The sequence below is a fragment of the Microcoleus sp. PH2017_34_RAT_O_A genome, assembly GCF_020737885.1.
In the GTDB taxonomy this organism is placed as follows: domain Bacteria; phylum Cyanobacteriota; class Cyanobacteriia; order Cyanobacteriales; family Microcoleaceae; genus Microcoleus.
The window spans coordinates 1-21995 of record NZ_JAEQDD010000043.1; the positions used below are offsets into that span (position 1 = coordinate 1).

Sequence of the window (21995 nt, forward strand, 5' to 3'; positions counted from 1 at the left end):
AGAAATCTATCTAGCAAAATCTCGTACAATTAATTCGGAACTACTATTTATAGCAAAGAGCGCTCAAGCGCAACAACGTACCTTTAAGAAATCTATCTATTGACTAATTTATGGGCTGTAAATTTGCGGTAAATTATAGTAATAAACTTAACTGTACATCAATTCGCAATTCAAACAAAAAATAAACCGTATGGACACCAACTCCCAAAATATCCAACCCGTTCCGCCATTTAGCGACAAAAATGACGAAACGCCAGACATCGGCGGCGGTTTGCCCATAATTGAATATTGGGCAAAGCATACTTTGTCGCCGGAAGGCCCGAAACTTTGGCAAACTTTGCTGCACAAAAGTGCTTGTTTGTCCTGTGCTTGGGGCACTGGCGGGCAGAAAGGAGGGTTTACGAATGAAGATGGCGAAAAACTTCAGCGGTGTATGAAAAGTGTTGAAGCAATTTCGGCTGAAATTAAACCTGCTATCTCGACTAACTATTTTCAACAGCACAGTATTGCAGAACTCCAACCATTAACTTCCAGGGAAGCAGATAGACTGGGAAGGTTGAGTTTTCCGATGATTTTGCGGGCTGGTGCATCTCATTACGATCGCATTTCATGGCAAGAAGTCTATGAAATTGCCGAGGCTGGATTTCGTAAAAGCCCGGAACGAGTAGCTTCTTATAGTTCGGGTCGCTCTTCCAACGAGGCGGCTTTTCTGCTGCAATTGTTGATGAGGGCGATCGGCTCTAACAACTTAGCAGATTGTTCAGATTTGTGCCACGCTCCCTCGACCACCGGGTTAAAGGAAATGTTTAGCACCGGCACCTCCATAGTCAGTTTAGAAAACTTAAAGCAAGCAGATTGCGTCGTACTCGCGGGTAGCAATTCTTCCTACAACCATCCCCGATTGATGAACGAATTAATTAAAATCCGCGAACAAGGCGGTAAAATAATTGTCATCAATCCAGTGATGGAAATCGGTTTAGTCAAGTTTGCTTCTCCAGCATTTCCCCTCAAATCTCTCGTCCCAGGTTCCGAGATTTCGTCGCTCTACTTGCAGCCAATTCCCGGCAGTGATACAGCCCTATTTGTCGGGATTCAAAAAGCTGTAATTGAACAAGGATTGCTCGATGAAGAATATTTGCAATCTTATACAGAAAACTGGGAAGCAGTAGTGCAACACGCCCGTGAAACCGACTGGAAAACTATTACTCAAACCTGCGGAGTTTCTCAACCAGAAATTGAGGCAGCAGCCAAAATAATCGGCACTTCTCAACGAGTTGTCTTCGGTTGGGCGATGGGAATTACTCAACAACAGAATGCCGTAGATAATATTTTCAGCATCGCCAATACAGCTTTGATGACGGGAAATGTCGGCAAAGTCGGGGCGGGATTATTGCCGGTGAGAGGACACTCAAACGTCCAAGGATTCGGCTCTATGGGCGTGACTGTGAAGCTGAAAAAAGAAGTTCAAGCCGCTCTCGAAAAGCTGTTGGGGCGTCCCCTGAGCCGTGTTAAGGGTTATGAAACTCGATCGCTCATTGAAGCAGCAGATGCAGGCAAAGTCGATACGCTAATCTGTTTGGGCGGCAACTTGTACGGCGCCAACCCAGATTTAACTGAAGCCAAACGCGCTTTAGGCAAGATTGAAACCATTATTTACCTCGCCACCAAACCAAACTTAGGACATTTTAGCGGATTAGCAAAGCACAATACAATTGTTCTGCCGGTGCTGAATCGCTTTGAAAATCCCCACAAGACAACGGTAGAATCGGGTAATAATTTTGTGCGCTTCAATGATGAAGGTGAAACTCATCTCAAAGATGCTGATTTGATTTCTGAAGTGCATTTCTTGACAGAATTGGCTGCCAGAATTCACGGCACTTATCCGGTAAACTGGCGCCAGCTTCAAGATACCAAGTACGTGCGGCAATTGATTGCTCAAACCATTCCCGGCTATGAAAAAATCGCAACAATTGATGAAACTAAAGAGGAATTTACCATCAGCGGGCGGATTTTTACCGAACCCAAATTTCCCACTGATTCTGGCAAAGCCAAGATGTTTGTCACGCCTTTACCAGTGCTAAAATTACCCGAAATAAAGGATTTTGGTGCATCGAAATCGGTGCGGGGTTTAGTTGTGGCATTGATGACGGGACGCAGTTATTCTCAGCACAATACTGTGGTTTACAAAAATGATGACAAGTACCGGGGAATGCCGCACCGCAACTGCATTTTGATGAATCGCGCGGATGCAGAAAGTGCTGGTATGCAAGAACATCAGCGGGTTACTGTGCAGGGAAATGTGGGGAAAATGGAAAATGTTGAGGTGATTTACGGGGCGGTTCGTGAGGGTGCTGCTTTGATGTTTTATCCTGAAGTTAATGTGATTTTTCACCCGGAAATTGAAAAGCGATCGGGCACGCCTGCTTACAAACGGGTACCTGTTTTTGTCTACGCCCAAAGGTAAAAACAGAATACTATTGATTGCCTCATCGCAATTACGCACACTGACTCAGGGGCGGAAATTCCCATTTTCCCGAATATAAAGTAGATGGCAAATTTAAACAATAGGCAGCAGGAATTACTTCGATCAGCCACCAATTAAACATATCTCGTTGGGCCGCAGCAAAGCCAGAAATGGCATCACCGGTAATTGCATCATACAAAATATCCAAGATGGCATTATAAGCTGTTTCGGTGTTGAGTGTTTGCAGCAACCCGTAGAAGATATTATAAGCTTCATCAGCAGCTTGATATTTTCCAATTTTGTCGATATGAGGAAACAAGGTATCTGCCCAAGTTTCTGGGATTTCACCACCATCCTTTAGCCAACACGATACAATTGCTTGAACGATATCAGCCTTGTGTTCTTCAGGAAAGTAATGTTTAATGGTCGGTTTAGCTGCTAATGCTATTCCATAAGCCATGTACACATATCGCTGATGGGATACTTTATCATTCGGCATTCCAAATGCTTGCAATACTTCCACAAAAGCTTCTTCTACATTGTACTTTCCACCTCTTTCGTACAAATCCCGATACTTTCTGTCCCAGACCATTTGAAGAGTTTGCTGCAATTGCTCTGGAATATCTAAATTGTTGGGCAACTTAAAATTGGTGTAATGACCTATCTCAAACTTAATCATCGATCTTCCCTCAATATATATTTTCCTTAATCGTCAATCAGGAGCCAGCTAATTTTACGCTTTATATGACCTCTATTTTACCTCAGATATAGAAGCCAGTAAAGCCCTGGCAGGCTCTACTGGTTTTCTATTCTCTATTTCTACGGATATGGATGTTCGTAGAAAATAATCACTTTAATATTGGGGAACCTCTCCTTAAAGTCTTGCAAATTCATATAGCAGCCAGAACACATATTTCTTTCAGTGTAGAGGTAGAGTGTCCCTTCTACCTCCAAAGACACATTATTTGTTTCCAAGTCTTCTGCAATTGCATTGAAGAGCTTGTGCTCAGCGTGCTTCTCGTTGTAATTTTCTCCCGCTCTGTCAATTGCTCTGTCAATCCTTGGCTCAAAAAAACACTTTGGCCCATCGTCTTCACCAGGAATATTTAGAGGATGTTGCTTGCTGGTAGCTTCTTTATTATAAACTGCACCAGTATCTAGTTGTAGTTTGGCAGCAGCAGCATTACCAGAACGGGGTCTTTGAATATGGGTCGATCGAACTTCTTGAGCCTGATTCCACAGTTCCTCTACGATGCCTGCATACTGCTCGGGTATGCCTTGGGGGTACTCATAAATCATTTTTTTAATTCCTATACAAAAAATTATAAATAACCTGACTCAGACAAGTAATGAAACAGCCCTGGGATTTATCGGGGTATGACGATCGCTATGCTCGCCTGATAATTGGGCGCGTATTCAAGGTTGCTCATTGTCTCAATTATATGATTTTCTGTTGGATTTTGCCCAGCGAGTGAATTTGAAGTCTTTCCTTAAGCAGCCACGCTCCCCCAAAAAGAAGAAACTACCTTTGATTGCTGACTCAAGTCACCGTCATCTTTCTACAGCAAGGCTTTTCGACTAGGCTCGGCAGTCACCTTGACAGGGGTGATTGCTTTGATTGTAATCTACTTTCTAGTAATTTATCAAAATCTAAGTTGTTACCCAATTCTTCAAAAAAGCGATCGCCCCGAGATATCTCGAAATACGATCGCTACAATTTCTATTAAGTCTTGATTTGCAAAGCTCTCCCGCGCCAAGTCCATCCCCAACCTGTTTCGGTTTTGATCGCAGATCCGATCGCAATTGCCGCAATTAACGTCCCTCCCAAACCTCCCAACCACCAGTATTTCGTCGGACACTCAGAAATTTCGGCACCCAAACGGCGCAAAGTGTAATGGTACCCAATTACGATCGCAGATAAACAGATAGTTAACAACGTAATCGGCAAATGGTAATTGCTAATTTCTAATTGGTGATTGTTAATTATGTTGGCAATTTCGCCGTTAGCCAGCAAAATAGCTAATGCCAACCACGGCATCGGATAAAGAAAGAACATAATTGCTGCCATATAAAACATCGAACCCCAACTGCGGTTAGCGCCGAGATACAGATTCTTTGTCCAGCCTTCCCACAATGCGCTCCAAGACCGATACATCCGCACGGATGCCAAATTTGACCCGGAATAAAGTCCGAGCTTTAAACTCGCACGCTTGATGCGTCTAGCTAATTCCACATCTTCGACAATTTCGCCTGCAACTGCTTCGTGTCCGCCGATTTTTTCGTAAGCCGATCGCCTAAACAGCATAAATGGGCCACCCGCAAAGGCACTGTCTGTTTTTGTAGCATCATTAACGGCTGTAAAATCGAAGCAAACAGCTAGGTTATTGAACATTAAAGGCTGCACCAACCACTCGGAAAAACACCCACAAACCAGCGCTGGCATACAGGTTAGCAGGTCTATTTTCTCGGTTTCGGCTGTGGCGATAGCGGTTTCAATCGCCCCCGGTTTCAGCCGCACGTCGGCATCGATAAATAATAGGAATTCTCCGGTTGCTTCCCGAACAGCTTGGGCGCAGGCCCAGTTTTTGCCCGCCCAATATTGGTTTTCCGGTCGCGCCTCACCTGCTAATATTTTGAGGCGGGGGTCGCCCGGCTGTTGTTGCAGAGTTTGGGCGATCGCCTTCGTGTCGTCTGTCGATCGATCGTCTACAATCAAAACCTCTAGCTTGTCAGCAGACAGGGCTGTACTCTCCAAAATGGCGATCGCGCAATCCCGAATATTCTCGGCTTCGTTGTATGCTGGTACGATTACCGAAATTTTGGGGAAGTCACCCGCCGACGGAAATAACTGCTGAGCCACACTGCCGTTGGTGCGAGGCGCATTTTTGACCGATTGGCGCAAATTCTTGGTGTAAGCTCTACTGACTATGAGAGAAAAAATTACCAGGGTTAACAATATCAAAGCGAACTGACCTCAAAATTTACGTGCACAATTTGTGTCCTTAAATATTAAAAAATATTAAAACAAAAAGCTAGTCGATCGCCCAAAAAGTTATTTTCAGCATCTCCTTTGCTATAATTTGTGAGCATCTTTCGGCTCTACCGCAGCAAGGGGCAAGACCCCTCACCCAGTCTGAGACCGAAAAGCCGAGGATAGATATCAGTTGTCAGAGGATCTTGCAATGGGCGAATTTGTTTCAGTGGATGTGTTTGCGAATACCATAGCGATACTCGGTGCTTTGGGTTTTTTCTTTTTGGGATATCAAGCTTTGCAGATGTTGAAAAAATAAAGTATGGCAATTGTCAGAGGGAACATCTCATTTTTGCAAAAAGCATTTTTATACAGTGCTGTCCCCTCTCGCGTGCTATGTATAGTACGCGAGTTCTTAAGATCCCACTACAAATGCGATCGCACAGATGCACCCATCGTCAGGTGAGTGAGGTACGGATTGGTAATGGGTAATATGCGATCGATCGTGAGTGATGGGTGATGGGTAATGAGTGATTGGCTGGCGAGTACCTCCCTTGATTGACAATCGCTATATCAGTCAATTGAGAATTCGGCAAATCGTTGTAGAGAAATACAGTTAAATGCTTCTCTGGTGGGCATCGAACCCGCCACAAAATAGCAATTTAAATCTCAAATCGACTGACCTAATTACAACTAAAAACTGCCTGCTGTGAAACTGTTTCTTGCGAAAATCAACCAAAAAAAGGCTGCGTTATTATCATGGTGAGCCAACTTTTAGATGGACGCTATCAAGTCATTGAAGTCATAGAAACAGGAGAATTTGGGCAAACCTATCTGGCCAAAGATACTCGTCGCCCCGGTGAACCGCAGTGCTTTGTCAAGCACCTGCGTCCCGGTACCAGCGAGCCCAAATTAATTAATACTACGCGCCGTCTTTTCCAAAAAGAAGCAGAAGTTCTAGAAAAGCTCGGTCAACACGACCAAATCCCTCAGCTATTCGCTTATTTTGAAGAAAATGAAGAATTTTTCTTAGTAGAATCCTTTATTGCCGGTCACTCGCTATCCACAGAGATTGTCCCGGGAAAGCCGGTTCCCGAAGAAAAAATTATTCCTTTGTTGAAGGAACTATTAGAAATTTTAGTGTTTGTACACGGACAGGGAGTAATTCACCGAGATATTAAACCAGCAAATTTAATCCGTCGCTATGCAGACAACAAGTTAGTTTTGATTGACTTTGGCTCGGTGAAAGAAATTCACATCGCTCAAAGACAAGCACCGGTAACTGTGCGGATTGGGACGCTGGAATATATGCCGATCGAGCAATTTCAATACAACCCGCAACTCAACAGCGATATCTACGCCTTGGGAATGATTGGCATCCAAGCTATGACGGGTTTGCCGGCTTACGATTTGCCGAAACTGCGGGATTTGAAAAATTCTAATCGAGGCGAAATTGTTTGGCGCCATTTAACCTCCTGCTCCCAAGCGCTGGCCGATGTTTTGGACAATATGGTGCGCTACGATTTTCGGGAGCGCTACCAGTCGGCGGCGGAGGCTTTGGCCGATTTGCGGAAAATTGGCGATCGATCGCGCACGCGGGTACCCAAACTCACAATCTATCGCGAAGAAGTCGATCGGCGCAGCAGCAGTCGCGGTGACATTACAGTCGTCGGTCGCAGAATATTAGAAGAATTGCGCGTCAGTTTGGAATTGCAACCAGAAGAAGCAGAGGCGATCGAAGATGAGGTATTGAACCCTTACCGCAAATACAGGGAAAAAGGCGAACGCTACGAACAATCGCTGCAAGAAACCATGCAGCAAGAATATCCTTTTTCTGCAAACACTCGCGAGGAATTAAAACGGTTGCAGCAAGTTTTAGGGCTTACCGACGAAGATGCGGCCAGAATCGAAGAATTAGTCGTTCCTAAATCTTTATTCGGTAAATTGTACAAGGCGATCGCGATCGTGTTGGAAGGACACCGCAACCCCAACGCCATTGTGCCCCCAGCCAGCAGCACTCTTCCACTGGGAGTGCAGGCAATTCCGGCGGCATCCCCAGAGGTAAATTTGAACGGAAAAGGGAGTTTATCCATCGCCCCAGACAGCACCAGCGCCTCAGCAATTGTCCCCAAAGAACCTCGCAAAATCAATCCTTATATCGCCGGAGCAACGATTGCAGCCCTCTTAACTGCGATCGGCGGAATTTACGGATACCTCAAATGGCAAGAAAGACAGCAGCAAGTGCAGCAAGAAACCCAACAATTCAATCAAATCGAAGCTTTTTATCAAGAAAGCAATTATGAAGGCTGCATCAGCCAAATCCCAACAATTGCCAAAACTTCCAGCACCTATACCTCCGCCCAAAACTTACAACAAAAGTGCCAAGCAGGTCTCCAATGGAAAAACGCCAAAGTCAAAAACTTCGCCCAGCATTCAGATGCAGTTGGATCTGTTGCTTTTAGTCCAGACGGCTTAATGTTAGCCAGCGGTTCCAAAGACAAAACCATCCAAATTTGGGATTTAGCCACAGGCAAATCGATCCGCACTTTCCCAGGAGATTCATCCACCGTTTGGTCGGTTGCTTTCGATGCAAAAGGTACGAAACTAGCCACAGGAACAGGTTTTTGGAGAGTCATGTTGTGGGATTTAAAAACAGGTCAAGCTACTCGCAGTCTCGATCATAGTGCCTCTGTTTGGTCAGTCGCTATCAGCCCCGACGGACAGCTCGTTGCTAGCGCCAGCGGAGACAAAACCACCAAAATTTCCGATGCCACAACGGGCAATTTGCTTCAGAATTTACCAGATCACACAGATTTTGTTTATTCTGTTGCTTTCACTCCCGATGGCAAAAATTTAGTTAGCGCTTCTAAGGATAAAAAAATCACAATTGTCGATGTAGCAACAGGGAGGTTGCTCAAAACTATTGAAGGACACGGCGACGCGGTGAGGTCTGTGGCAGTTAGCCCGGACGGAAAGACAATTGTTAGCGGCTCCTACGATGAAAGCATTAAAATCTGGAATCTCGAAAGTGGAGATTTAATTCGCTCGATCAAGGGACATTCTGACGATATTGTTTCGGTTGCTATCAGCCCGGACGGGAAATTTATCGCCAGCGGCAGCAAGGATAAAACCATTAAAATTTGGGACTTTGATACCGGAGAATTGCTGAATACTTTGACGGGACATACCGATGAGGTTTATGTAGTGACTTTTAGTCCCGATGGCAAAACTATTGCTAGCGGCTCTAAAGACAATACTATTAAGTTGTGGCTGAGATAATAGACTTGAATTGCAAAAATCGGAAAACACCCTGAAATTATCTGCGTTTATCTGTGTTTATCTGTTTGACATCTGCGGTTTATAGTCTGATTTGTAGTAGGGTGCGTCAGCCAATTCTGGTTCCTCACCTGAAAATTAGGCTACTCGCTGACGCACCCTACAATATCGACTAAGCAGAGCGGTTTTATTGTCGTCAGACAAATTAGGTACGTAGTTGCGCTTTCAATTAATTGCAGTAGTTTAACTCTTTTTCTAAGGATTTGGGAAAGTGCCAAGCAGGAGTTTCTATTGTGTCCTCAGTGGGATAAATTTCACTTAAATCCTCTCGACTTTGGAAAAAGTAGTAGAGGTTAGCCACAGTTAAATCGGATATTTCTTGCCAGTTCGAGACCGCTAAAGCTGGATAGCCAGTTGCGATCGCCTGCTGGCACACATAAAACTCGTATCCCCCGCGCAGTTCCGGCTTCAGGGCGAAGGCTAGCTGGTCGCGCAAGGATAGAAAGTGAGACTTTTGCTTTAAACTTTGATAAAGTGAAGGTTCCGCAGTTAATACCGCGAATGTCGTGTGGATGCTGCTTTTTATATGATGGTCGCCGCTGAGTTTATCTAAACTAGCTAACTGGTGCTGCTCTTTGGGAGACAAAGTTTGCATCCAATCTACCTCGTTTTGCCAAAATTCTATTACACTTAGATCGTGACCGAGAATCCTGGTAACTTCTGGAAATAAAAAATCTAGTTCAGATTCCGATTGACATCCTTTCACAACAGTGAGAAGATCGTGACGAATTTTTGATTGAAGTTTGAGCAGGCGATCGCTCACTATATCGTAAGCCCGCTGCAACTGAAACGTAATGCCCAGCGCCAGCTCGATCGCCCAAACACATTCCATTTGCCGGAGCTTTCCGGCAGAACACAGCCCCTCCAACAAACCGGGACGATCGTAAATTTTTAAAGCCTCAAACAGCATATCTCGCCCGTTATTAATCTCCGAATTCCGCAGCTTGAGATCCGGCACTGTCAGGGCTGACTGGCAGCGTTTAATAGCTTTAGAAAAAATATCGTAACCGTTAACCAGTTGCTGGCGGTGCCTTTGAAAATTAGAGTCATGAGCCACCTTAAAAATCTGCTGAATTACCTCTACTCCCTTATCTTTGAGGATATGCCTGAGATCGATAAACCCGTCTTTAATTTTGAGCTTCTGGTGTTTTGCCTCATCTCTGATTTTTAATACTTGTTCGAGGTTTACTGCTGACAAAACTGTACTCGATACAGCCCCAATACCAATGACGGCAGCAGTCGCTTGCATCACTGCCAAATTAATTTTGAGACAGTTAAGCATTCTGTATATTTTCTGAAACCCCTGGTGACTTTGAGCAAGCTGCAAGGGCGCGACTGTCACGTACACGGGAGCTATCAGTGGCTGTACGGGCCCGCCTCCGCCTAAGTGTGAGAGCAATCCTAGAACTCCGCGATCGCATAGAGTTGTCGTTGTTGATTGATAAAATATTTTGGCAATCTCCACAAACTCCCCTGTCACCGGATCTCTAGCTGCGGGGAGCAATTTTCCAGTTGTGGTGGCAGGCTGTACGAGGTTGCCAGTATTGAGCCTAACCTGAGTTGTAGGGGTGAATACATAATCCATGTTGTGACACCAGTTTAAAACAAGAATGCAACTGTAGGCCCGCGCTCCAAACCCTGATAGTTATCAGTCATTCCCATTCCCAATTCTAAAATCTAAAATCTAAAATCTAAAATGGTCTGACTCAGTTTGCATTCCAAAAGGGAGATGTTCTGTATTGTATGCTATTTAGGGAAAGGAGGGATGAAACGAAATGAATGAGTATCTCAAGGTATTCCAGGCTATTACCCAGTTTAGCGATCGATTGCTCGCAGATGAATATCAATCCGTGGAGATTAAACAGTCAGCTACCCACCTCAGTCTAGACGTGGAACCTTGTATTCAGGAAATCAAGCAATCAGCCCTCAGACTCAAGGCGTTAGCTCACGTATGTTTCAAAGATGTATCTCAGGCTGAGGATGTCTGGAATAGCAAGCCGAGAATTGCTAAAGCATCTGCTGTTGATGTCTGGGAGCAAATTGGCGAACTAAGCGGATGCGACGTGAGAATTCGCAGTTTGGGAAAACAAGGCAAATATGATGCTATTGTTAAAGTTCGCAAATCGTGGAGCGACAAAGCTACAAAGTTAAAAAATAAGTGGTTTTTGTGGGATCAAAACCAGCAAGTGTTTAAAAAAGATTCTATCGGTTTTTATGACAAAGATAATTTGTACAAAGAATTGCGAAATGAAGTAGACTACCAAGGCGAACGAGTAATTTTAATTGTGGAGAATGAACTCAATTCTATCTTTAAAGAATTACAATCTATTGATATAGAAAAAGTTGAATATTGTATAGAATGCTTCGATTTCAAGAGTCAATCGAAATTTAGAGAGCGACTGCAATCAATAGGCGGCGAGATTGTATCGAAGTTTACGGAACCTCTGAGATATTTGCCGGAGTCTTATATGAAGACTTTTAAAGAAACTCTGAGAGATCCTGTAGAAACTCTGGTTCATAAAAGTAAAATGGGAATCAGCTTGAGCGATTTTGAAGAGTCTTGTAAAGTGATTAGCTCAATCCTGGATGATTTAATTTTAGCAATTTTTGAGGAGCGCATGAAACTGGGAATTCAAACAGTTGAAAAAGCGATTATGTTCTACAATAATTTTTTAGAGAAGCAGGCGCGGTACCAACTAGAGACAGCCCAACAGCGCGCGGCGGAAAAGGATTGGATTGAATACCAGCGGCAGCAACTCAGGGAAGTCGAGCAGTATATTGAATCAGTCATTAGTCATTAGTCATGGGGCATGGGGCATGGGGCATGGGGCATGGGGCATGGGGCATGGGGCATTGGGCATTGGGCATTGGGCATTGGGCATTGGGCATTGGGCATTGGTAATTGGTAATTGGTAATTGGTAATTGGTAATTGGTGTTTTAACTATAGAACCCATTTGAGATCTGATCTATTTTGCGTAAATCTGAGAAACCGGGTTTCTCTCTATATTTCTCGTCATCCAACCCAAAAACTCGTAGAAACCCGGTTTCTCGACATGAGCGTAAATCTCAGCAACGGGTTTCTCTCTATATTTCTCGTCACCCAACCGAAAAACTTAAAGATGTCAAATGGGTTCTATAGTGCGAGTTTCCCGATCGCTAGGAGAGTACGGTGTCGAGCTTCGCGATCGCTAGGAGAGTACGGTGTCGAGCTTCCCGATCGCTATGGAGGAGGCGAGCTTCCCCGCTATAGAGGAGGCGAGCGGGGACGCTCGCACTGCTCTCGGACAATTATTATTCCGATGCAAACGGAAGGATGTAACTACTGACTAATGTCTGCTCAATCCACGCAAAGATAGATACAAGCCACCCAATTAAGTCATAGACATAAAAAAGTTTAGACTTGAGTTCAATCTCCCAGTAAATGCTGTGGAGTTAATCTAAAATCTCAACTCTAAAATCTAACATCTCAAATCAAAAACCTAACATCGATTGACCGCTGAGTTCGTAAACGATCGCACCCAAAGACGCCAAACTAGCCAAAATCAGCATCCCAGCGGGCATAAACTTGCGAGTTTTGACCAGCCGTACAATAAAAACTACTACTAAAACAGCGGAAATTGCTGCTGCTAATGTTAAACCCCAAGTTTGTCCCATGAGTTGTGCGGTGCCGGCAAAAATTAGCAGCGAACCGCTAACGAGGCCGGAAATGAGCGAGGCTTGGCTTTTGGCTTTGATGTAACCCATGATGCCGCCAATTAGTGTCAAAACGCCGTAGCCGATCGCCGCTGCTGTACCTAAATTCATTTTTAATTCCCCAATTTTCACTCTTTGCATCTCAATTTATACAGCGATAGCTGCGATTGCGGTCACAAATTGTTAGAAAATTTATTAAACCCAGTCCAGATATCTAACTGTTATACAATTGGCATTATGTCAGCCCTAACTTCTAGTGCGATCGCCCAAATCCGTTACCTCCAACGCCAAGCAGCATCCCTGTTGCTATATCAATCAGTTCTCCAAACCCGCGCAGGTCAAGCTTTTCTCGACTTGCTGCAAGCTCTCCACCACAGCGAACTCAGCGGTGTAGAGTGTCAGGTAGCTTACGGTAACTGGTTCAAAATTCAAGCTGCTCAAAATTTGAGCTGGAAAGATTCCCTGATTTTGCAAATTCTCAAAGACGAAAATCCATTTTCTCGCCAAGCTCAGCAAACAGATTTTGCGAGTTTGTCGCCCGCTTTAGTCGAAGCAGCCAGACATGATTTACAAGTGCTGCAAAATATTTATGACTGCACCAGCGAGCAGTTGAGTAAGTGGGTGCGAGTAGCGGGTCAACTTGACTCAGTTCCTCCCATTTGGTATTGCGAAAATGTACTAGAAAACGCCGAAAAGCCACTGCACGGAAAACTAGAAAAATGGTCTAGCGCTGCGGAATCTTTGGCAGAATATTACCGACAGTTTGGCACGGGTTTGTTTGCAGAGTATCGTGCTTTTGGGTGGAAGTCCGGGCAGTTAGCGAGTATTCCGCATCCCGATCGCATAAATTTGAAAGAGTTGGTTTGCTGCGATTGGCAGCGGGATGCTCTGGTGAAAAATACAGAGTTTTTGCTGGCTGGTTATCCGGCTTTGCACGTCTTGCTGTACGGAAGTCGCGGCTCGGGTAAGTCTTCGTTGGTGAAGTCGCTGTTAAATGAATTTGGATCTCGCAATTTGCGATTGATTGAAGTATCTAAATCGGATTTGCAAGATTTAGCGCTAATTGTGGAGAAGTTGCGGGGAGTTCCTCAAAAGTTTATTGTTTTTGTAGACGACCTTTCATTTGAGGAAGATGATGATGCTTTTAAATCCTTGAAAGTTGTTTTAGAAGGAAATGTCACCGCCCGGCCTCAAAATGTAGTTGTTTACGCCACATCTAATCGCAGGCATTTAATTCGAGAGTTTTTTGATGACAGGCCTCGCCCTCGCGACGGTGATGAAGTTCACGCTTGGGATACCGTGCAGGAAAAACTCTCATTTAGCGATCGCTTTGGCTTGACTTTAACTTTTGAACCTGCGGATCAAAACACTTATTTAACAATTGTCCGACATCTCGCCGAACGAGCTGGCATCAAGCTCGCTGTTGAGGATTTGGAACACCGCGCTAAGGAATGGGCAACTCGCCGCAACGGGCGCTCTGGAAGGACTGCGCGGCAGTTTGTTGATTTTCTGAAAGCTGATTTAGCTTTGTTTGACAAGTAGATTGTCTGCGCCCTTAGAGCGAGTTTTACCAGAAAAAATTGGTTTAAAGCCTCTCCCTTTTATGGAGAAATTAAAATCAGACGATTCATATCTATTCCGGTTGCACCGTCAGGTGATGTTGACTGTTAACTGTTGACTGTTTAAACAATACCGATGCAACCGGAAACGATATCATTGAGTCATTAGCGCGAGCGTCCCCGCTCGCGAACGTTATTAGTCATTAGTCGCTCAACTGTCAACTGTCAACTGTCAACCGTCAACCGTCAACTGACAACTGTCAACTGTCAACTGTCAACTGTCAACTGTCACCCGCCCTTACAGCGCCGAAGGAAAAAATTAAAAATCTTAATTTTTTCATAATTTTAGTAATAATAAATAATTCAGCAGATTTGATATAATTGTTGAAATCCCCAGCCAAGGAAGCTTCCAAAGCCAGAGCCCATAGGGACTCCGTGAATCCACTACTAAAGAATGAGGAAAGTATTATGGGTTTATTTGACAAAGTATCGCAGACTCGCCAACAAACTGATGTCACGTTAGGGCCTGCCGAAGCATTTGCGGCGATCGCGCTAATTGCCGTAGCAGCCGACGGTTACATCAATGACAGCGAAAGTAAAGCGATTAGCATGACACTATCTCGGATGCAACTTTTCCGCAGCTATCCAGATGATGTGATGCGAAAAATGCTCGATCGGCTGCTGAACATTCTGCAACGGCAAGGAGTTCAGGTACTGTTTAATGCGGCTTTGGCAACACTTCCCGACGAACTTAAAGAAACAGTTTTTGCTGTGACAACTGATATTGCTTTAGCAGATGGCGAGGTTTCAGAAGAAGAAGAACAACTTTTGAACGATCTTTACTGTGCATTGGATCTTTCCGAAGAAATTGCCCTCAAGATTATAGACGTGATGTTGATTAAAAACAAAGGTTAAGAAAGCAGGGGCAGGGGCAGGAGTGAGGAGGGTGAGTTTGAGAAGATCAAAAATTAGCGCCTGCTTAGTTAGGCGATCGCTGCTGCAAAAGTGCTGGTTTACCGATATGATGGTTGTTCAACAGTTGACAGTTGACAGTTGACAGTTGACAGTTGGAGAGCGACCTCTATCTAGAAGCCTGAGTATTGGAGTAATGAATAGCCCGATCTTAACTTCTCCCTCAAAGGGTTCTGGCTTTCAACCAATTCTTTCTGGTAAAATTCAGCTTTAATTTGCGATCGCCCGCGACTACCTCAAATGCCTTTTACTTACACCCGCACTGTGCGCTTTCAAGATACCGATGCTGCTGGAGTCGTTTACTTTGCAAACGTTTTGGCGATGTGCCACGAAGCTTACGAGGCATCTCTAGCAGCATCAGGAGTCAATCTCAGAGCATTTTTTGGCGATCGAGAGGTTGCATTTCCGATAATTCATGCTAGTGTAGATTTTTATCGTCCACTATTTGCGGGCGATCGGCTGACGATTCAATTGACGCCCACACAAGTTGCAGGCGATGAATTTGAAATTGCCTATCAAGTATTTTCAGGGGAAGTTGCAGGCAGAAGCTGGGCTAAAGCTCTGACTAAGCACGTCTGCATCGATGCAGTTAGCAGAACCAAAAAACAGCTATCTGAAGACTTAATGCAGTGGATGAGGCAATTTGAGAGTTGAGATTTTAGATAACTTCAATATTTAAATAATAGCAGGGAATGACAGTCAAATTTCTGTTTAGTTTAAAATTTCTTCTGACTTATTTATATTAAGTAGTTCCACTTAATTAAACGTAAATACAGATGACTTAAAAACCAGCTCTATAAGAAGCATTCTTCCTTCTTCCGACTTCCCTCTTCCTGATAACGTTCGCGAGCGGGGACGCTCGCGCTACTGACTAATGACTGATAACGTTCGCGAGCGGGGACGCTCGCGCTACTGACTAATGACTTCTTCCTTCTTCCTTCTTCCTTCTTCCTTCTTCCTTCTTCCTTCTTCCTTCTTCCTTCTTCCTTCTTCCTTCTTCCTTCTTCCTTCTTCTTATGACAAATCGCAATTATGCCATAGTCGGCACGGGAGCTTTAGGCGGATTCTACGGTGCTAGACTGCAAAAAGCTGGTTTAGAAGTCAATTTTTTGCTGCGGAGCGATTACGAGCGCGTCAAAAAACATGGTTTGATTGTCGAGTCTCCCGAAGGCGACTTCACCCTCCCGCAAGTCCGCGCCTACCGCGACGCGCACAAAATGCCTAAGTGCGACGTAGTAATTGTCGCGTTGAAAACAACTCAAAATCACTTGTTGCCAAAACTTTTGCCTCCTCTATTAAAGGATAACGGCGCGGTTTTAGTATTGCAAAACGGACTGAATACCGAACCGGAAGTAGCTAAAATTGTCGGTGCAGAACGAGTGGTGGGCGGGCTGTGCTTTCTCTGTTCTTATAAAGTCAGCCCCGGTCATATCTGCCACCTAGATTACGGTACGATCACGCTAGGCGAATATGCCAAAGACTACAAAGCCATCGGTATTACTGATAGATTGCACCATATTGCTAGGGATTTTAAACGCGCTCACATTCCGATTAAAATGAGCGAAGATTTGCTATTGTCTAGGTGGAAAAAGCTCGTTTGGAATATTCCTTATAACGGGCTGTCTGTGGTTTTGAATGCGAGAACCGACGAACTGATGGCGAATCCGAATACTCTGATTTTAGTTGAGCAAATCATGAGGGAAGTGGTAGCAGGGGCCAAAAGTTGCGATCGCATTATTCCCGATGATTTTATCCCGCATATGCTGGAATACACTCATAAAATGAAGCCTTACCGCACCAGCATGAAAATCGATTACGATGAATCGCGTCCTCTGGAGGTTGAGGCAATTTTTGGCAATCCCATGCGGGTAGCCCAAAAAGCAGGTATTAAGTTGCCACAAATAGAGGTACTTTACCAAATGTTGAAGTTTGTGGATGTTCAAAGGCAAGAAGCTGAGAAGACGAGAAGGCTGTTAGGTGTGGATTAATTGGGAATTGGGAATTGGGAATTGGGCATTGGGCATTGGGAATTGGGAATTGGGCATTGGGCATTGGGCGGGTTTTTGAGATTTCTCACTTGTGTTGTAAATATTGATGAACCCGCCCTACGGAAATTACTGTCAAATTCGGTTAATACTATTGATTCGCCAGAGATGACACCGCAATTTCTTGTAATTGTTCTCGATTGAGTTTGCCTTGAGCATTTCGAGGCATTTCTTCGACGACAACCCAATTTTTTGGTCGCTTAAATTTACTCAACTTATCTTCTATTGCTGCTTGCAAGTTTTTGACAGTAACTTCGGAATTAGCGGGAACGCAAACAGCCGTAACGACTTGCCCCCAATCTTTGTCTGGTAAGCCAATTATAGCAACATCTGCCACTAAATTGGTATTCTTAATGGCGGCTTCGACTTGGGCAGGAAATACATTTTCTCCGCCCGTGATAATCTTGTCGCTACTACGTCCGATGATATTTAAGCAGTTATTTTTATCAAAAAATCCTAAGTCATCTAGTTGGAAATATGGGCGATCGCCAAATCGTTCAGGATAATAACCCAAGGCTAAAGATTTAGCATCAACGCTAATATTCCCAATTTGATTGTAGCACAAAATCTCGCCGCTTGCACTGCGAATAGTTATGTTCGCGTGAGGTAAAGCTTGACCAGAAGTGTTATTTCCCGCGAGAAAATCTTCGGGTTTGAGTGTAGCAATTTGCGAGGCGGTTTCTGTCATGCCGTAAGTCGGCGCTAATTTGATTTGATTCTTTCTAGCTGTGGCTAAAAGTTCGGGCCAAGCGGGAGCACCGCCTAAAAGTACGGCACGAAACTGGGATAGCCAATTAGTTGTATCTGGGTTTTGCAGCAGCCGTTGCAGTTGAGTTGGTACTAAAGAAATGAAAAATTCTTCGGGTTCGACATCGGATTTTTCGCCTGCTTCTAGTGTTTTGAATGATGCAATTGCCAGTTTTCCCCCGGTTGTGAACGATCGCATAAATTGCATGAGACCGCTGACGTGGTATAATGGTAATACGCAGAATGAGTTAATTTTGTCAAGGTTAAAATATTGTTGAAAACCTTGGACTGAGGCTGTGAGGGTTTCCCAAGTGTGGATGGCAAAACGGATTTTTCCCGAGGAACCTCCGGTAGGAATCATTATTGTAGCTAATTCGTCTATTTCGGGTGAAGGTAATTCTCGTGAATGATGGAATTCCGGCGAATGATTGAGTCCCGGCGAATGATGGAATCCCGGCGAATGATTGAATTCGGGTGAATGATGGAATCCCGGCGAATGGAATTCGCGGCTATACAAACGAAGTCCGCCTCCGCGGACTGGGAGAGGGGGAAATGTGTTTTTAAGATTAGTATTTTGTCCCCAAATTAGTTCGGGTTGGACTAAATCAAAGACTTGTTCCCATTCTTCTTTTACCCAGTTGGGATTGCAGAGAAAAATTTGGCATTTGGCGGTGCGGGCGGCGATGAAACTGGCAAGAAATTGCAGGGGTTTTGGTTCGGCTAGGCAAATTTTTAGGGGTGTTTCTCCTGTTTGATTTTGGGTTATTTGTTGCAATTGCCGATCGACAATTCGAGCAAATTCGCCGCTGTCACCACCGATTAGCCAGTTGTCGGGGAAGTCAAAGGGAAGATTCAGAGTATTTACTGTGAGATTTGTTACCATAGATGCTGTAACCAGGTGTCTTGATTGTCGTCGAACCAGCTATCGGTACCGAAGCCTAGGGCTCTATTATTTACAGATAAGTTTGTTGCTAAGTTTAAGGCGGCTTGTCTGCCGATTTTGGTTTCAAATACTGATGAGAAAACTGCGTCTATATTGTGAGTTTGACAAAATTTGCGGAGTTGGGATGGGGAACCGCCAATCGCAGGTTTGATGACGAAAATTCCCCGCCAGCCTTGGTTGTAGCATTCTTGGATGCGATCGAGATTGGCTGCGGATTCGTCTAGGGCGATCGCCGTTGTATAAGTAGCATTCAATCGTACCATTTCTGGGAACTGTGCGATCGCCAGCGGCTGTTCCAAAAATTCAATCTGGGCGGCCAAGTCGGGTGTTGCTGTCACGCTATCGCAAGCTTCCAGCCATTTTTCAGCCTGGGAGTAGGTGAGTCCCCCATTAGCATCTAAGCGCAAAAGTGCTGTTTGGCGATCGGCTAAATCATCCATTGCTGCGATTAGCTGCTGAAAAATCGTTAATTCTTCCTCAATTACAGCAACGCCAATTTTCCATTTAAACGTGCGATATCCCTCCAACCAAAGCATTGGTAAAACCTGCAAAGCTGTTTCACCTGCGGGTAATAAACCGCTACACTGATTTTTCGGAATTTTGTCTTGACGAGGCGTATTTTCGATTGCTTGGCCCAGATTTTCCCAAGCTGACTCAAAGCCAAATTGACAGGCTGGTAATTCAGCGGAAATACTGAAGATTATTTCCTCTGAAATATTAGCAGGTAACTGTTGACAAAAATCTAATGCTTGGTCAAAAGTTTCCGAACCAAACCAACTCAGCGGGGCAATTTCTCCCCAGCCAATGCTACCATTTTCGTCAATAAGCCGCAGGATGATTCCTTCTCGCATATCCCAGATGCCGTGACTTGTTTGTAGCGGGCGCTTAAATTTTCGCTGATAGGTGCGAAACTCAAATTTATATAGCATTTGTTTTTTAGTCGATTGTCACCAAGGCCAAAGAAACCGGGTTTTTTACCTAATTTGTCGGTAACAACGAATGATTTTCGTAAAAAACCCGGTTTCTGACTACCCGTTAATCATCACTAAGGCCAAAGAAACCGGGTTTTTTACCTAATTTGTCGGTAACAACGAATGATTTTCGCAAAAAACCCGGTTTCTGACTACCCGTTAATCATAAAATTGTCTCACAACTGATGCAAAGTCATCAATATTTTCAAAATGGATATTGTGACCAGCGTTTGGTATAATCTTGAGAGTAGCAGCCGGACACAAGCTGGCAATTTCTGCATTGATACGTTGAAATTTATCATCATCTTCTCCCGCTAGCAAGAGAATGGGGATTTGATTTTGGGCGAGTTTTTCCCACAGAGAGGGCTGGTGGCCAGTTCCCATGTTGCGGAGGGATTTTGCTAATTCTAAGGGATTGTTTGCTAAACGGCTTTCTATGAGTTTCTCGAATTTGGGGGATTTTTTTAATGATTTGAATAAAGGGCGATCGTACCAGTTTAAGATAAAATCTTTGATGTTGCTATTTTCGAGGTTTTGTGCTGTTTGTGAATCGGCTTGCCGTCTGTGCGATCGATCTTTTTCACTCTTCAATCCCGGAGAAGCTGACTCTAATACGACTTTCTCGAATCTTTCAGGAAAATGTAATGTCATGTACAGCGCCAATCGCCCGCCCATTGAGTAGCCCAACAACAAACATTTGTCTATTTGTAAGTCATCTAATAAGTGAATCAATGCTTGGGCTGTATTTGACATATTGTAGCAACTTTCGTCGCCGCTGACTCTGGTTTGTCCGTGGCCGGGAAGGTCAACTGCTAGACAACAATAAGTTTGAGATAGTAAGGAAATGATTTGGTCAAAGTCTTGACTGTCGCCCGTGAATCCGTGGAGTAATAAAATTAGTGGCTGATTTTTTTTTCAGTTAAAGAATAGTAAAATTGATATTTTTTAGATTTGTTCATCTACACCATTAAGCTCCTATTTTTATTACAATATCATTACTAGGTTGTCAGGTATCAATCCAGTATATTCTATTGCCACCGATTTTCCATTCCTTAATGAAAGCTTACTATGAATTTCATCGCGTTCTATTGCATGGGCTAAAACTTCACCTCGAATCACGCTTAATTCTTCATCTAATTCAGGATTGACGATGAGTACCCACTCATCAGGATACAGACTAAAAATTTCTTCTAGGGTGAGGATTGGGCTAGTTTTTACTGGCGTACTCATGATTTCCTTCTCGTTGTTTTCGATTCAATATCAAACTGTTTGTAGTAAGGACTTTAGTCCTTATTGACTAAAATCTTGCAGAGAGGGCTAAAGTCCTGACTACGAACCATAGTTCTATTTTACCGAAATTCTCGATAATCGCCCAAACTACAGCACAAACCCCAGCGCTAGCAGCAAACCGCTCGTAAAATGCAGCGCCACTGCGATAAACTTAGAGTTGCTGACCTTTGCGGGTTGGTCGTGATAGTTTGCGACATGGCGGCAAAGGTCGATCGCAAAAAACAAACTTCCAAAAATCAACAGCGTCCAAATTGGGAACATTCGCAGCGCCACAAACAGCAGAGTCAAAGCATAAACGCTGCCGCACAACCACTGCAACAACTGCACGCCTTTTTTCGTACCAATTCGGACAATCGGCGATTTTTTACCCGCCGCCAAATCGTCCTCAACTTGATGGAAGTGAGAACAAAATAAGATGATACTCGTAGTAATTCCCACTATTGCCGAACCTGCGAAATTAGTAGCAGACCAAGTTTGATTTTGACTGTAATAAGCAGCAGCTAAAGCTAGCGGCCCGAAGGTAAAAAAGCAAATAATTTCGCCTAAACCCTGATAGCCCAAACGAAACGGCGGCCCTTGATAAGTGTAGCCGAGGGCGCAGCACAAAACTACTAGCAAAATTACTGTTGGGTCTTTTTGCCACCAGGAAATACCGCAGATTCCCGACACTCCGATTGCTAAAAATAGATTGGCAAGCCAGAAAATTAAAGCTTTATTTCCGGTTAAGTTTACCAAGGAATGTGCTTTATTTTTGTCTATCCCTGTTTCCGAGTCAAATACATCATTGGTGAGATTCAGCCATGCTATAATTAAAATGGCTGAAATTAAAAATGTCGAAAAAATTGACGCATTAATCGTTTGAGTTTCGGCAAAAGCAATTGCAGTTCCTACTGAAATAGGAATAACAGCAACGCTGTACATGGGCGGCTTGATTGCCGCCAGCCACAATTTACTATTTGAACGCTCAATTATCTTTGTTGTCATTACACAAACTTGATGCAAT

The 21995-nt window shown here is 44.0% G+C and carries 19 protein-coding genes; 8 read left to right on the forward strand and 11 right to left on the reverse strand.

The features are described from left to right. The first annotated feature begins 190 nt into the window (after positions 1-190). The gene (locus JGK11_RS16065; RefSeq protein ID WP_293212264.1) at positions 191-2464 is read left to right on the forward strand and encodes an FdhF/YdeP family oxidoreductase; all 2274 of its coding nucleotides are present in this window, start codon (positions 191-193) and stop codon (positions 2462-2464) included. A 31-nt stretch (positions 2465-2495) separates the two neighbouring features. Here the strand turns inward: JGK11_RS16065 and JGK11_RS16070 are convergent, their stop codons facing one another. The 4 genes from JGK11_RS16070 to JGK11_RS16085 form a co-directional block, all read right to left on the reverse strand. Next, positions 2496-3143 (reverse strand): hypothetical protein, encoded by a 648-nt coding sequence (locus tag JGK11_RS16070; RefSeq protein WP_293182336.1) that lies wholly within the window; start codon positions 3141-3143, stop codon positions 2496-2498. Between the two features lie 140 nt (positions 3144-3283). Further along, positions 3284-3763, reverse strand: coding sequence for a deaminase domain-containing protein (locus JGK11_RS16075; protein ID WP_293182335.1), 480 nt, complete (start codon positions 3761-3763; stop codon positions 3284-3286). A gap of 424 nt (positions 3764-4187) precedes the next feature. Continuing rightward, complete coding sequence (locus tag JGK11_RS16080; RefSeq protein WP_293182333.1) at positions 4188-5426, reverse strand: glycosyltransferase family 2 protein; 1239 nt, start codon at positions 5424-5426, stop codon at positions 4188-4190. Between the two features lie 424 nt (positions 5427-5850). Next, positions 5851-6000 (reverse strand): hypothetical protein, encoded by a 150-nt coding sequence (locus tag JGK11_RS16085; RefSeq protein WP_293182331.1) that lies wholly within the window; start codon positions 5998-6000, stop codon positions 5851-5853. 194 nt (positions 6001-6194) lie between these two features. On the opposite strand from JGK11_RS16085, the gene JGK11_RS16090 reads away from it, so the two are divergent. Beyond that, on the forward strand, positions 6195-8714 hold the full coding sequence (locus tag JGK11_RS16090) for a serine/threonine-protein kinase (RefSeq protein WP_293182329.1): 2520 nt from the start codon (positions 6195-6197) through the stop codon (positions 8712-8714). 226 nt (positions 8715-8940) lie between these two features. On the opposite strand, the gene JGK11_RS16095 is transcribed toward JGK11_RS16090, so the two are convergent. Then, a complete protein-coding gene (locus JGK11_RS16095) occupies positions 8941-10356 on the reverse strand; it encodes a hypothetical protein (RefSeq protein ID WP_293182327.1) in 1416 nt (471 codons plus the stop codon). 190 nt (positions 10357-10546) lie between these two features. Here JGK11_RS16095 and JGK11_RS16100 point away from each other — a divergent pair, with 190 nt between their 5' ends. Both JGK11_RS16100 and JGK11_RS16105 read left to right on the forward strand, forming a co-directional pair. Continuing rightward, the gene (locus JGK11_RS16100; RefSeq protein ID WP_293182325.1) at positions 10547-11572 is read left to right on the forward strand and encodes a hypothetical protein; all 1026 of its coding nucleotides are present in this window, start codon (positions 10547-10549) and stop codon (positions 11570-11572) included. Between the two features lie 319 nt (positions 11573-11891). Beyond that, entirely contained in the window at positions 11892-12098 is a 207-nt protein-coding gene (locus JGK11_RS16105; protein WP_293212265.1) for a hypothetical protein, read from the forward strand. A gap of 145 nt (positions 12099-12243) precedes the next feature. Here JGK11_RS16105 and JGK11_RS16110 read toward each other — a convergent pair whose 3' ends face one another. Further along, the gene (locus JGK11_RS16110; RefSeq protein WP_293182321.1) at positions 12244-12576 is read right to left on the reverse strand and encodes a TMEM14 family protein; all 333 of its coding nucleotides are present in this window, start codon (positions 12574-12576) and stop codon (positions 12244-12246) included. Between the two features lie 126 nt (positions 12577-12702). Here JGK11_RS16110 and JGK11_RS16115 point away from each other — a divergent pair, with 126 nt between their 5' ends. The 4 genes from JGK11_RS16115 (at position 12703) to JGK11_RS16130 (ending at position 16984) form a co-directional block, all read left to right on the forward strand. After that, the gene (locus tag JGK11_RS16115; RefSeq protein WP_293197668.1) at positions 12703-14007 is read left to right on the forward strand and encodes an ATP-binding protein; all 1305 of its coding nucleotides are present in this window, start codon (positions 12703-12705) and stop codon (positions 14005-14007) included. 485 nt (positions 14008-14492) lie between these two features. After that, complete coding sequence (locus tag JGK11_RS16120; protein WP_293182342.1) at positions 14493-14939, forward strand: tellurite resistance TerB family protein; 447 nt, start codon at positions 14493-14495, stop codon at positions 14937-14939. A 297-nt stretch (positions 14940-15236) separates the two neighbouring features. Further along, positions 15237-15650: a thioesterase family protein gene (locus tag JGK11_RS16125; RefSeq protein WP_293193227.1), complete on the forward strand. Its 414-nt coding sequence runs from the start codon at positions 15237-15239 to the stop codon at positions 15648-15650. Positions 15651-16012: 362 nt separating this feature from the next. Further along, a complete protein-coding gene (locus JGK11_RS16130) occupies positions 16013-16984 on the forward strand; it encodes a putative 2-dehydropantoate 2-reductase (RefSeq protein WP_293182315.1) in 972 nt (323 codons plus the stop codon). Positions 16985-17132: 148 nt separating this feature from the next. On the opposite strand, the gene JGK11_RS16135 is transcribed toward JGK11_RS16130, so the two are convergent. From JGK11_RS16135 to menA, 5 genes are all read right to left on the reverse strand, one after another. Beyond that, positions 17133-18671, reverse strand: coding sequence for a 2-succinylbenzoate--CoA ligase (locus JGK11_RS16135; RefSeq protein ID WP_293212266.1), 1539 nt, complete (start codon positions 18669-18671; stop codon positions 17133-17135). Beyond that, positions 18665-19660, reverse strand: a complete 996-nt coding sequence (locus JGK11_RS16140) for an o-succinylbenzoate synthase (protein ID WP_293212267.1) — start codon at positions 19658-19660, stop codon at positions 18665-18667. Before JGK11_RS16140 ends, JGK11_RS16135 begins: the two co-directional genes overlap by 7 nt. Before the next feature lie 201 nt (positions 19661-19861). After that, a complete protein-coding gene (menH, locus tag JGK11_RS16145) occupies positions 19862-20599 on the reverse strand; it encodes a 2-succinyl-6-hydroxy-2,4-cyclohexadiene-1-carboxylate synthase (protein ID WP_366053792.1) in 738 nt (245 codons plus the stop codon). 87 nt (positions 20600-20686) lie between these two features. Then, positions 20687-20932, reverse strand: coding sequence for a hypothetical protein (locus JGK11_RS16150; RefSeq protein WP_293182309.1), 246 nt, complete (start codon positions 20930-20932; stop codon positions 20687-20689). A gap of 147 nt (positions 20933-21079) precedes the next feature. Further along, positions 21080-21976, reverse strand: a complete 897-nt coding sequence (gene menA, locus JGK11_RS16155) for a 2-carboxy-1,4-naphthoquinone phytyltransferase (protein WP_293182307.1) — start codon at positions 21974-21976, stop codon at positions 21080-21082. Positions 21977-21995 lie beyond the last annotated feature (19 nt).